Origin of the sequence: uncultured Cyclobacterium sp. (assembly GCF_963977555.1) — a bacterium.
Taxonomy (GTDB): Bacteria; Bacteroidota; Bacteroidia; order Cytophagales; family Cyclobacteriaceae; genus Cyclobacterium.
The window spans coordinates 173,549-186,842 of sequence record NZ_CAXBPD010000007.1 but is presented as its reverse complement, the minus strand read 5'-3'; the positions used below and the strand labels follow the sequence as shown (position 1 = coordinate 186,842).

The following is a 13,294-nucleotide window of genomic DNA, read 5'->3' as shown; positions in this document are numbered from 1 at the left end:
TGATTACCTATTTCTATGGAAAAAAGCAAAAGTTTGGTAGATCGCCTCAATGCGGTCAATGAGTATGAACAACAACCCATTCCAATTAATAAACTGAAAGGTTGGAGAAGTTTTTTAGGAACCTATGCAGGTGAGCATACAGCAGGTACTGAATTTGTAATTGGGCCATTGTTTGTTGCCCACGGGGCCAGCGCAATTGATTTGGTGACGGGGCTTCTGATAGGGAATATTTTGGCAGTTTTAAGTTGGGCTTTTCTGACGGCAAAAATCGCTGTCAAAACAAGGGTAACGCTTTATTACTTATTGGAAAAAATTGCTGGTAAGAAGTTCACCTTTATATATAACCTCGTCAATGCAGGACTGTTTTGTTTTCTGGCAGGTTCGATGATTGCCGTGGCTGCTACAGCGGTAGGCATTCCCTTTGATATGGCCATGCCACAGTTGACGGATGTTTATCCCAATAGCATGGGCTGGGTAATTACCGTTTTTGTGGTAGGCGCGATTACCACATTGATCGCTATGCTAGGCTTTGACCAGGTTTCCAAATTTGCGATGGTAGCAGCTCCTTGGATGATCATGATATTTATAGCTGCTGCATTGGCGGTCCTACCTAGGCTGGGAGTGAACGAAGTTGGGTCCTTTTGGTCAGTTGCAGAAAGTACAATATGGACAGGTGTTCCTTTGGATGGACAAAGTAAGTTCGGGTTTTGGCACATCATGTTTTTTGCTTGGTTTTGCAATATGGCCATGCACATAGGGATGGCTGATTTGTCATTGCTGAGGTATGCCAAGAAGTGGGAACAAGGATTTTCTTCCGCAACAGGTGTATTCTTAGGCCACTTTATTGCCTGGATAGCTTCTGGGATCTTATATTCTTTATTTCTTATCGAATCTAAAGGTAGCCTCACTTTTGCACCTGGTCCTATTGCCTATAGCGCAGTGGGTGCTGCGGGAGCAATTTGTGTAGTGATTGCTGGCTGGACTACCGCCAATCCGACACTTTATAGAGCTGGCCTGGCCATACAGTCAATCAATCCAAAGTGGAAAACATGGAAAGTAACCCTATTTGTAGGTTTATTCACTACAATAGCTGCTTGTTTCCCTGCTTTAGTGATGCGATTACTAGAGTTCGTAGCCTTGTATGGGCTGATCTTAATGCCTGTTGGAGCGGTGATTTTTATTGATGTCTACTTACTGGAGAAGTTGGGACTAAAATCAAACTATGCTGAGTTTAAGGGAGTAAAACTTAATTGGGCAGTAGCTTCTACTTGGATAATTACCTTGAGTTTTTGTTTACTGTTAAACTTGATATTTGGAGTGGAAATCTTCTTTTTAGGGCTTCCAGGCTGGTTTGTAGCTGTAGTAGTATATGTTTTGGCAAGTAAAATGAATCAAAGGAAATGAAACTAATATTGAAAATTATATCGTTTATAGGATTAGGTTTAAGTATTATACCTGCCATTTTAGTGTTTGGAGAACATATTGACCCATCCACCTGCAAGCTACTGATGTTTTTGGGTACGATTTTGTGGTTTGCTACTGCTCCATCCTGGATGATAAAAAAAGAAGCGGCATCTGATGATTGACAATATTTCTCAGGTAATTAGTTAATCAAAATATTGCGTCAGATAAAACCATCTTGTGTAAAATTTGACGTGTTAATTTTTGTTTTAAACAGAATAAAATTTTTACTTTTGCCTAGTAGTTGTTAAATTGGTTTATATTTTATAATTAATTTAACAACTACTTTCCTAATGAAATTCAGGGACCTACGCATTTGGATTTTCATTTTTGGTATCATGCTGTTAATTGGTGCCTATCTTTATCAGCATTCCAAAACCAACCAAAGTCAGCTTGAATCTCAGGGGATAAAAGCTATATTTCTAGCCAAACACAATTTTCTGGATTCTTTTTATAATTACCATGTCCAATTGGAGGGGTATTTTAAAAGGAATTTTTATAATTGGGGAATGATAGACGAGGAGGATGCCGCTTCTCGTATGGTAAACATGATTGATAGAAATCCAAAATTTGGCATTGAAAGGATTCAAAACTTTAAAGATGACTTCAGCCCAGAACCCCAGCTGTTTGCTGAGGATGGTATATCACTTATCCAAAGAGACACTTCTTATCTTATTTATGTCAAAGGTTTCAGATTTTCTCTTAATGATAAAACTAAAGACGGTGATAAGCCTATTTTAAACTATGATTCCCTAAGAATTAAAATCAATAAAGAACTAGGTAAGGCCCTTGCTCAAGATACCCTGTCCGGAAGAGCTTTTGAAATAGACCATACGGTTTCGGTAAACGATTTAATGGTAGGCAATGTCCAAAGTTTGTTTTTCGACAAGCTTTTTATTTTGGATCAAACCGGAACGGCCATTTACCCAAGAGACCTTGCAGGGCTACCCGTAGTGAATGTAGATTCTTTGAGCCACGAGCAAACCGTGGGAGAAAGAGAGTTAGACCTAAAAGTGGCGGGAAAGCAATACAAAGGTTTTCTATCCCCTGCAGTGATTGGAAATCAAGTTTTTTATTTACTCGGGGCCAAAGATAAGGCAGGCTTTGAAAGTGTGGCACTTAAAATTAATTTCAAAGTGCTGAGTGCTTTTCTGACGCTTTTGATTTTGGTTTTTGTCTCTATTCCAGTCATCAGTATTTTTAATCTTGGAGATGGTGATGTTCTGACCAAGAAAAGAGTGATGGGCTTAGGACTGTCTCTTATCTTGGTGATGGTGATTTTAGGCTTCTTTTTCTTTTCCCTATTTCAGAACTACGACAATGAACGCACCTCTGAAAATAACCTCCAAAACGTAAAATATGCCTTCAATTCTGAAATTCAACAGCTAATTGAGGGACTTGAAATTTTTAAAGAAGAAATTGAGGCTGGTCAAATTCATACCAATCAGCCAGAGGATGCACATTCCGAAGAGCAAGATGTAAATGAATTTTTAGAGTTTGATTTAGAGGGCAATATTCTAAAGATGTTGATTCCACAAATGTCTTTTTTTGAAGGCCCTATTGATTTTGGGAATTTCCCCTTTGTTTCCATCGAAAACAGAGATTATGTTAGAGAACTTCGAAATTTAGATCCAGACCAAGGTTATTTTATCAGTGCACATTCCTCAAAGTCTACGGGAGAACTTGAAGGCGTAATTAGCAAAAAAGAAGGTGAACAGGGTTATGCTTTGACTTTTCATTTGGATTCGCTCGTTCCTAAAATTAGCAAGCACCATAGATTTTTCGTCTTTAAACCTGATGGAAAAGTTTTGCTAATCAGTGAAAAAGTAAACATTCCCATTGATAACCTGAATCAGGGTATCGGAGAGGAAAAATGGCAAGAAATCCGAACTTTAATTGCCAATAATAAAAAGGCAGGTGATGATAAGGTCTGGAAAACCCCCATTTATGTCAATGGTCACGAGTACCAGGCCTTATTAAGCCCCATTTCCTCTGATTCGTTTGTCTCAGAAAACTGGGTGCTTTATTTGGAAGATACAAACTTGCAACATGCCTTGCATTCCCTGGCTTCCCTCGAGGGGATTGCTGTTTTTGGTCCCTATTTAATGATTTTGGCCTTACTGGGATTGTTGACACTGGTAACGCGTAAATCAAGTATTTACCTTGCCTTTGAAGACTTTTCCTTTGCCTGGTATAGCCCCTCACCAAGAAAAAGGCTAAGATTTTTATGGCTCAATAGTATTCTCTTGATTGATATATTTCTCTTTCTTATAATTTACCTGTTTTTACCCTTAAGCATATTCAAAATATTCCTATGGTCTTCCCTTTTTGCAATACAATCAGGAACTTGTAATTTTCTACTTTTGGCGACAGTTGGTAAGGATAAGGCGAAGAAAAACATCAATGCATTTTTAGTAATGGTGGTCCTCTTGTGGATTATTATGGCCTTTCTACTAGGTTACCTTTCTTTTTTAAGCCATAGTGGAACGACTTATTTTGTATTTACCATTTTCATTTTGTTGGTAATAGCCGGCATGCAAGTTTTGTGTTTTTACCTTTACCATACCCAAAAATTCCCGACCGTTCGCTTTAGCAAATGGAACAAAACAGAGGTGCTATTTAAAATGCATCGAAGATTTACTGATTTTTGGACCAGGTTAACAGGATCGGCAGTAGATAAACGCGTATTCGCTATTAACCTTCTATTGTGGTTGATGATTGTTGGGTTTTTACCAGGTTATTTCATTCACCGACAAATCTTTAATCAGGAGAAAATCATTTGGGAATATGTAAGCAAAGGTGATATAGAAAATAAAAAGCATGTTAAATCATTGCCAGAGGAATACATGAGTTTGATAAAAATCCATGAAGAATTCAGAAGGAATAATTTTGGCAGATTTTCAAATCAAGATGATGAATTGATTACAAATTTTATAGCAGCTCCTCAGCAAGCATTAATTGAAGCCTTCAACACCACGCCGGGTATAACCTTTGGTAAACTCAGTAAGGGGATCGGGCTTTGGGATACCATCCGATCCAATTTGTTTTTTTTATTGGTTCTGTTGGTGATACTCATTTGGCTATTTAAAATGATCATGATTTTGGGCAATAAAATTTACTTAATCGATTATCATTTTACAAATGCTTTTGGACTACTGCCCAAAGATACTGAAAAGCAAAAAAACAGTTTCGTTATAGGCATAGACGCGTCAAAGTCCAAGGATTGGATATTAATGCAGTTTGGATTTGAATCAAAAGAGGTGCTGATGGTAAGGTTATTTAGCGGCGATGATTTGGATATGCCGGAATTGAACCCAACACACAAAGGAGTGATCCTTGAGAATTTTCACTGTCTAAGTGATGTGGAAATGCTCTTGAATACCATGGTGGCTTTTCAAAAAAAATACAGCAGGGAAAACTTAAAGTTATTTGTAACCTCAGGAAGACCGCTTCAAGAGATTTTACCCAGCAATATGTCCAAACAATCTAGGCTGTTGATAACCGAGATCTTCTCAGAATACCTTTTTCAATATGTACCCATAGACTTCGAAAACCAGAAAATTACCCTTCCTTATTTTAGTGATGGATCAACATTCACCGATGAACAAGCTAAAATTAATTTTGACTTAAAAATGAAGAGTCAACTGTTTAATGATGAAAAAACACATTGTCTAGCGGGTGAAATTGAATATGGGCCCAATGGAAAAGCCATCGCGTCCCTTATTACCGAGGAAATATCAAGAGACAAGCTCGACATGCCCTTGTCCCAAGAGAGATACGAGAAATGTGTACTGTCTATACAGCGCTATAACAAAGCTTACTATATGAACATCTGGGCAGAATTAAGCCTAAAAGAAAAGAAAATGGTATATAACTATGCCAAGGAAGGCTTCATTAATTTTTTCAATAAAGAAACAATGACAGCCTTAATCCAAAAAGGCTTGGTAAAGATGAATCCTGCAATGGACAGTTTGGTTTTGTTTTCAGATAGTTTTAGGAACTTTGTTTGCGTTTATATAAGTGATGAAGAAGTTGCCCGATTTAAGCAAGATGAAAGCAAGTCCGGAAATGCAAGAATGATTCAAGCAGCGGTCTTTAGTTTTGTTTTAATTTGCATTGCATTGATCAGTTTTTATGACCCTAATATTCTAAATGAAACCTCTGCTTATATTACTGGTTTCCTTGGTGTTTCAGGGACCATTTATAGCATTTTAGCAAAAGGATTCGGAAAAAGTACGCCAACTGAAAACCAATAAATTTCATTTTGTATAATTTTGGTACTTTAATTGTTACATTCTGAGAAATCGCATAAAATTGCAGTAGACTGTTTGGTGCTTTTTTTAACAAAAGGAATAATCTTCTGTCTTCTATTTTTTATGATGCTATTTATTATAAAAAAGTACAAAAAAATTGTGAATTCTGGTCTGTTTCTATACATTTGAGAATGAAGTTATCAATCATTGGCTGCAAAATCTACAATATGGGATAAAACTCTACGTTATTTAAATATCTGTTTTATGAGTATAAGGGTAGGACCTAAAGACAGTGAATTAATTTCACAATATAGGAATGGTAGTGAGATAGCTTTTGAAAGGCTGGTTGATAAATACAAGACCAAAGTCTATACTACAATTTTGATGATAGTAAAGGAGCAGGGTGTAGCTGAGGATCTGTTGCAAGACGTATTTGTAAAGGTCGTACAAACACTCAACTCTGATCGCTATAATGAAGAAGGTAAATTCCAGCCTTGGTTAATGCGGATAGCACACAATTTAGCTATTGATTATTTTAGAAAAATGAAACGCTATCCAATGGTGGTGATGGAAGACGGGTCAAATGTTTTTAATACTTTACATTTTGCCGAACAGAATGTAGAGGATGTGAAGGTAAAGGAGGAGACGTATGCTTTAGTTAGGCAGTTGATTGAGGAATTGCCTGAGAGTCAAAAACAAGTTTTGATCATGAGGCATTACATGGATTTAAGTTTCCAGGAAATTGCAGAGCAGACTGGAGTCAGCATAAATACCGCCTTGGGAAGAATGCGTTATGCCCTTATCAATTTACGAAAGAAACTCAAACAAATAAATATTGCCTATGACCAAATCTTTTACGACAAATGACCTGATAAGGTATATTTATCAGGAAATGGAGGAAGAGGAGAATGATCAATTGGTGCAACTCTTGCAAGATGACCAACAGCTAATGCAAGAGTACATCAATTTGCTAAGCACAATTGAAAAATTGGACATTGTCCTAATTGAACCTTCTGATAGCATTATTAACGCCATTAAGAAGAAGGCACGGTCCAAAGGACTGGAAAAAGTATAACACCAACAACAGTATGTTTCCTGTCGTTTCATCATAACGACAGGATTTTTTTTGCTTTATCCCTATTCAAATGAAAAGGAATATTTGTATCAAGTTTAGTATTGTCAATACTAAAAAAATAAAGACCTTAGCCAATGAATAAGAATTGTATCCCCGATTAGGGAATTTGGGTATTAAAGTAAAATTTGTCATGTTAAAAAAAGAGCGTTATAAGGCATTTGTAGAGCATTTTTCAGAGAATATGCCTGTTGCTGAGACTGAACTGAAATTTGAATCTACATTTCAATTGTTGGTGGCAGTAGTATTGAGCGCCCAATGCACTGATAAACGCATAAATATCGTAACTCCACCACTTTTCAGAGACTTCCCTAGCCCTGAGCATTTGGCGGCAAGTGATTTTGATCAATTGTTCCCTTATATCAAAACCGTCTCTTATCCAAATAACAAAACCAAACACCTCTTGGGTTTGGGTAAAATGCTCGTAGAAGATTTTAATTCAGAAGTTCCAGACACTGTCAATGAGCTTATTAAACTTCCTGGAGTTGGTAGAAAAACAGCCAATGTCATTACCAGCGTTGTATGGAATCAACCAAATATGGCCGTGGATACCCATGTATTTAGGGTTTCAAAGAGACTAGGACTAGTGGCCCAAAAAGTCAAAACCCCATTTGAGGTAGAGAAAGATCTTGTACGACACCTACCAAAAGAGGTGATCCATAAAGCCCATCATTGGTTAATCTTACACGGCAGATACGTGTGTTTGGCCAGGAAGCCTAAATGTAATGAATGCAGCATCACTGAAATTTGTCGGTACTATGAAAAAAATCGTACTGAAATCGCATTTGAGCAAGCCGTTAATAAAATACCTACCAAGTAATGTGTGGAGTACATTTGTTGGTAGACAAATCTGCTACAGATGAGAGGGCCATTGCCAATATGGTCGAAAGTTGCACCCATAGAGGGCCAGATCATAGCGGAATTATAAAAGTCAGCAATGGCGTATTTTTAGCATCCAATCGATTGAAAATCCTGGATTCAAGGGATGAAGCCAATCAGCCTATTTCTAATAAAGAGGGAAGTGCTTTTTTGTCATGGAATGGTTTCTTGTACAACTTCCAGGAGTTGAAAAATCAACTTATCAGCGAGGGGGTGGTTTTTAAAACACGCTCTGATGGAGAAGTATTGTTTCAATGGTTGCTCTTAAAGGGAAAAGAAGGCATTCAATACCTGGAAGGGATGTTTGCCTTCGTCTTTGTCAATATTAATAAAAGTGAAATCCTTCTGGTAAGAGATCCTGTAGGGATGAAATCCTTGTATTACCATCACCATGAAAACAAATTAATTTGTTCCTCTGAAGCACTTTGTCTTGTCCGCTCCGGAAAAGTTGGAGCAAGCCTTGATTCCCAGCAGGTGTTGCCTTATTGGTACCTGAGAACAGCAATGCCTTCCGCCTCATTTTTTAAAAAGGTTAAAGAATTATTGCCTGGTCAAATAGCTGTTTTTGGTTTGGATGGAAGTAAAAAAGAAGTTACAAAATTCGCCATAAATGCGGCTCCAGGCCCAAACAGGCCAGCACCTGATCAAAAAATATTTGAACAATGCCTTATTGAGGCCGTTCTCAAACATTTTACCGCAGAAGTGCCTGTGGGGATGGTGCTAAGTGGAGGAGCGGACAGTTCGCTTTTGTACCATATTTGGTATAAAGAGACCGGAATTCCACTGCCGACATTTACGATTGGATTTGAATCATCCTATCGTGATTCAAACAGTGACGCTACTTTTGCTGACAATTTGACTAAGAAATATGGTGGAGGTAATCAGGAAATTAAAATAGGACCTGCGTTTTTTTTGCAAACATGGGATGAATATCTTTCCCATTTGGATCAGCCTGTGGGAGACAGTGCGAGCTATTTGACATGGGTGATCGCCAGGGAAGCCAAGAAAAGGGTGAAAGTACTCGTCAGCGGTGTGGGTGCTGATGAGTTGTTTGGTGGCTACAATAGGCATATGGCTTTTAAAACCTATCTAAAAAGGCCAAATTTGTGGCGTGGACTACCTCATTTTCTTCAAAATATGCCTTTTATTAGCAGAAATCAGAAAAAGTTTTTGGCGAGTATTCATGAGAATCCTGATCGTACTTTTATTAATTTTGCAGCCCTTAATCCTGTTCCTGAAAATTTGGGAAAGGATTTATCAGACTATTACCCTAAGTCAGGGGGCAATTATAAAAAGGCATTGGGCTATGACCAATCGTTTTACCTGGTACATGATTTGTTGAAAATTCACGACAATGCTTGTATGTCCCATGGTATTGAAGGAAGAGCACCCTATTTGGATTGGCCATTGGTGGCTTTGAATAGGGAAATGAGTGATAAACAGTTAATTAATACCACACCTAAATCCTGGATAAAAGAAATTTTGATCGCTGAGGGGCTTGAAAACATTGCAAAGCGAAAAAAATCAGGATTTGGTCTTCCTATTAAGGAGTGGTTTCTACATCATTCTGGTTTTAGAATGAAAATGTGTTCAGCGATTATAGATTTTGGTAATACATATGCTGGCTTAGTGCCCAAGGAATGGCAATCATTATTAAAAAATCCTGAAGATCATATTCAAGCGCATTACCTACTATTATTTAATGTGTTTTTACTTTCAGAGTGGATCAATAAAAACATCCAATGAGAATCATTTACATCCATCAATATTACTTAAGACCTGATCAAGGAGGAGCGGTGAGATCTTTTCATCTCTCTCAAGGACTTGCTAAGGAAGGCATCAAGGTGGAGGTAATTACAGCTCACAATAAAAAAGCATACAAAGCAGTTGAAGATGGAGATGTTAAGGTGCATTACCTTCCGGTTCCCTATCGGGCTGAATTCTCTGCATGGGAAAGAATTTTGGCATTTTATCGCTTTTATAAACAAGCTAAGAGCTTGATCAGAACGCTGCAATCACCTGATTTATTTTACATTTCTTCTACTCCGCTTACTACCGGATGGATAGGTGTTTGGGCAAAGAAAACTTGGAACATCCCTTTTGTCTTTGAAGTTAGGGACCTATGGCCTGAAGCTCCAATACAAGTTTTGAAAATAAATAACCCAATTGTCAAAAAACTACTTTATAAAGTGGAGTCTAAAATTTACCGGAGGGCGGACAAAATTGTCTCACTTTCTCCTGGAATTCAGAGCTATATTAAATCTCGATTTCCTGAAAAGAGGGTAGCGTTAATACCTAATTTTTCTGACAATGACTTTTTCAGGCCAAAAGACTTAACTCATGAAACCAGAGATTTTGCCAGGCAGCCAATGACCTTTTTGTACTCGGGAGCAATAGGCGAAGTCAATGGGCTTGATCAATTTTTGGACCTGGCTTTGGAAGCAAAGAAATTAGGTAAAAACTGGCATTTTAAATTGATGGGTGATGGTAATGCCTTGGAAAGCTTAAAGGAAAGAACATTACAATTGGCATTAAATAACGTGTTTTTTATTCCCTTTGCGAATAAAATAGCCGTTAAAAAACAATTGGAAATTGCTGACCTGGCTTATATTTCTTTTCTCCCTTTAAAGGCATTGGAAAGCAGTAGTCCTAATAAATTTTTTGATGCGTTGGCAATAGGTTTACCAGTTGTTGTGAACTTCAAGGGTTGGATTTATGAACTTATACTAAATGAAAATATTGGTCTTTTTCACGATTCAGAAGAGGCCAAACTTATCATACAGGAGCTGGAAAAACTAGAAAAAAAACCTTCTCTGCTTTATCAGATGGGTCAAAAGTCTCGGCAAATTGCAGAAAATAATTTTGATAAAAAGGAGGCCCAACAGAAGTTGCTTGCCTTTTTGGCCCATTAACAGTAATCTTTAAAATCAGCTCTGCTTTTATATACTGATGAACCCCTAGCATTTTTCAAATTATGGTCTCCGGGGCTTGTACCCTGAATTTTTAAATATTAGTCGTGCATCTTCTTGTTTCATCAGCGCTGTGAGGCTTAACTCATTACTGGATTGGTAATCATCTACGATATTCCACCCTATCCATCTTCCTATTCTTCCTGGCGCGTCTGGACTGATTACATCCGTAAATGGAGCCTCCCCTGTATACTTTCTGATTTCGAATGGATTGGTTTCAAATAACAATTCATTTTCAATAAAATGACCCCAAATCATTTCTTCATTGGCATAGCTGCCAAGGATTTCATCCGTTTCGTAACCAATAATTAATTCATCTGGAGTACAGGGTAGTATGGTTTTGGTAAAGTGATAGGATTTTCCGTAATAGATCATTTCAGCGAGAAGACTACGATCTGTAAGCTTTGTTTCATTAAACTGTGAAGAAATGGCTGTGACGATGGTTGGAACAAGGTGGGCTTTGTTGTACCTTTTTAGTATGTAATAGGGCAAGTCTACAGGTTGGAATTTATGATCATTTGGTAGGAAGTAGTCCAGCCCAATCACTATAACATCTTTAGTGACGATAAGGTCGCTACCAAAACCACTAACGAAAGTATAAACTGCAGGAACCTTATAATTGGGGTAATGGTATTTGATCCCAGCAAAGGCATTCTCCAAATCATTTTTGATGTCACTAATGTCCCCAAAATTGGCTTTTACTTCCTGATACAGTTCCACCATTCCACTGTCTTGGTGGATCAATAGTAGTTCATCAGCCAGTTGGTCCTGGTTCTCCATGCCCATATTGGCAAACATAGCTTCTGAAAATTGAGGATAGGATTTTAAGTTTGACATAATTTTATCCTTGGAAATTTGCCCAAAGAATAAATTCTCCATTCTAAGAATTTCTATGGAAGCAATGTTTTCCTTGTAACCGGAGGGGATTTCACAGTCTTCATTGGATTGGCTACATCCAATTTGAATAGCGATTGGCAATAGAACGGTCATTAAGAATTTGAATCGTTTCATGCCTGCAAAGTTAGCCAATAGCACTTAATATGTTTAACAATTGATCAACATCATTGAAGTAGCTGAAGAATATCTGGTGGAGGTAGGTGAAAAGAGGTTTCAGGCCTAAATTTTTGATAGACAAAGAGCTTTTTAATGAGATTTAGTTTTTATTGAGTTTAGCAACATTCTTTTGAAAGATGGCTGTAAAAAGACCGAAAATCCACAGGTTTTGAGATTTGGGCCTCCAATAGAAACGATTTAATGCCTACTAGCTTAGTGTTTAATTAAATTAAAGAAAAATTAAACAAAAATTAATTTGATTGGTTTGGTTATCAATGAATTAAACCAAAGAAAACTTAAACCATTTAAAATTATGCACTCAAAATTAAAAAATTCTCAAAAATTTTTAGGACTGTTCCTCTCAGCAATTGTTCTTTTTGCGACAAGCTGTTCAGATGATGATCCTATGCCTATGGAACCTGAAGATAAAAACGTTGTAGAACTTGCCATAAGCGATAGCAGATTTACCACATTAGTGCTAGCAGTTCAGAGAGCTGGATTGGTAGATGCACTTAGTGCCGACGGTCCTTTTACAATCTTTGCCCCTACGAATCAGGCATTTATTGATGCAGGGATTACGGATGTGAATGACGTTTCAGAAGACGACTTAAAGGATATTTTATTGTATCACGTGGTTGATGCTGATGTGCCATCTTCTGCTGTAAGTAGTGGAAGTGTTACCTCTCTGGAAGGTTCTCCATTTTATGTGAGTATTTCTACCGATGATAAAGTGTGGATTAATGGAAATGCGGAAATAACCGAAACAGATCTTGAGGCCTCCAATGGTGTAATCCATGTAATTGACAATGTTTTAATGAAGCCAACAATGTCCATAGCTGGCATAGCTACGGATTTCTCTCAGTCAGCTACGCCAGAATTTACTCAACTTGTAGGTGCCCTATCTAGAGCAGGTTTAGTAGACGCTGTATATGGTGGAATGGATGATGATTTGACAGTATTTGCTCCTACAGATGCTGCTTTCATTCAATTGTATGATGACTTAGGAGTAACAGGTTACGAAGACATTCCACTTGAGACTTTAGAGAATGTTTTGTTGTATCATGTAGTGCCTGCTAGGGCTTTTTCTCAAGATTTGAGAGATGCTGCTGAACTACCTACTTTGCTCGCAAATGAGACGCTCACTGTAGATTTGAGTGGGTTAAAAATTGAAGAAGCTAATCTAAATACAGATTTATTGAATGTTCACGCAACGAATGGAGTCATTCATGTGATTGACAAAGTGATGCTACCATAATTTTTAATAGAGGGTTAATTTTTAAAAGCATGGGTTTATTGACCCATGCTTTTTTCTTTCAATTTGATTAAGAATTACTTTTTGACTACATCGTTGAATTTTTTATTGCAACGTCAAACTGGTACCGGCCAACTTCATCTGCAGCAGGCAAACCTTGTTTGCAGATATAAAAACAATTTCAAAGGCCAATTTCACAGGGTTAATAAAGAAATAAATTATATTTATTATTTCGCCTTTAATAGGTAAAGGTTGTCCCTTAAAGAAAGGAATAATTATCTTTACAGTTGCTTTA

The 13,294-nt window shown here is 37.5% G+C and carries 10 protein-coding genes; 9 read left to right on the top strand and 1 reads right to left on the bottom strand.

The genetic code is table 11. From position 1 onward, the window contains the following. Nucleotides 1-15: 15 nt before the first annotated feature. From AAC073_RS10855 to AAC073_RS10820, 8 genes are all read left to right on the top strand, one after another. Nucleotides 16-1,404 carry a hypothetical protein gene (locus AAC073_RS10855; RefSeq protein ID WP_339923855.1) on the top strand — a complete coding sequence of 463 codons (1,389 nt, stop codon included), beginning with the start codon at nucleotides 16-18 and terminating at the stop codon, nucleotides 1,402-1,404. Beyond that, complete coding sequence (locus tag AAC073_RS10850; RefSeq protein WP_339923854.1) at nucleotides 1,401-1,586, top strand: hypothetical protein; 186 nt, start codon at nucleotides 1,401-1,403, stop codon at nucleotides 1,584-1,586. The genes AAC073_RS10855 and AAC073_RS10850 overlap by 4 nt, the downstream gene beginning before the upstream one ends. Nucleotides 1,587-1,754: 168 nt before the next feature. Continuing rightward, on the top strand, nucleotides 1,755-5,717 hold the full coding sequence (locus tag AAC073_RS10845; protein WP_339923853.1) for a hypothetical protein: 3,963 nt from the start codon (nucleotides 1,755-1,757) through the stop codon (nucleotides 5,715-5,717). Between the two features lie 261 nt (nucleotides 5,718-5,978). Then, nucleotides 5,979-6,581 carry a sigma-70 family RNA polymerase sigma factor gene (locus tag AAC073_RS10840; RefSeq protein WP_339923852.1) on the top strand — a complete coding sequence of 201 codons (603 nt, stop codon included), beginning with the start codon at nucleotides 5,979-5,981 and terminating at the stop codon, nucleotides 6,579-6,581. Further along, nucleotides 6,556-6,789 carry a hypothetical protein gene (locus tag AAC073_RS10835; RefSeq protein ID WP_339923851.1) on the top strand — a complete coding sequence of 78 codons (234 nt, stop codon included), beginning with the start codon at nucleotides 6,556-6,558 and terminating at the stop codon, nucleotides 6,787-6,789. Before AAC073_RS10840 ends, AAC073_RS10835 begins: the two co-directional genes overlap by 26 nt. A gap of 190 nt (nucleotides 6,790-6,979) precedes the next feature. Beyond that, a complete protein-coding gene (gene nth / locus AAC073_RS10830) occupies nucleotides 6,980-7,666 on the top strand; it encodes an endonuclease III (protein ID WP_339923850.1) in 687 nt (228 codons plus the stop codon). After that, nucleotides 7,666-9,471, top strand: a complete 1,806-nt coding sequence (gene asnB / locus AAC073_RS10825; protein ID WP_339923849.1) for an asparagine synthase (glutamine-hydrolyzing) — start codon at nucleotides 7,666-7,668, stop codon at nucleotides 9,469-9,471. The genes nth and asnB overlap by 1 nt, the downstream gene beginning before the upstream one ends. After that, nucleotides 9,468-10,637 (top strand): glycosyltransferase family 4 protein, encoded by a 1,170-nt coding sequence (locus tag AAC073_RS10820; RefSeq protein WP_339923848.1) that lies wholly within the window; start codon nucleotides 9,468-9,470, stop codon nucleotides 10,635-10,637. The genes asnB and AAC073_RS10820 overlap by 4 nt, the downstream gene beginning before the upstream one ends. A 60-nt stretch (nucleotides 10,638-10,697) precedes the next feature. Here the strand turns inward: AAC073_RS10820 and gldB are convergent, their stop codons facing one another. Further along, nucleotides 10,698-11,705 carry a gliding motility lipoprotein GldB gene (gene gldB, locus AAC073_RS10815; RefSeq protein ID WP_339923847.1) on the bottom strand — a complete coding sequence of 336 codons (1,008 nt, stop codon included), beginning with the start codon at nucleotides 11,703-11,705 and terminating at the stop codon, nucleotides 10,698-10,700. A gap of 355 nt (nucleotides 11,706-12,060) precedes the next feature. Between gldB and AAC073_RS10810 the strand changes: the two genes are divergently transcribed. Continuing rightward, entirely contained in the window at nucleotides 12,061-13,002 is a 942-nt protein-coding gene (locus AAC073_RS10810; protein ID WP_339923846.1) for a fasciclin domain-containing protein, read from the top strand. Nucleotides 13,003-13,294: the final 292 nt, after the last annotated feature.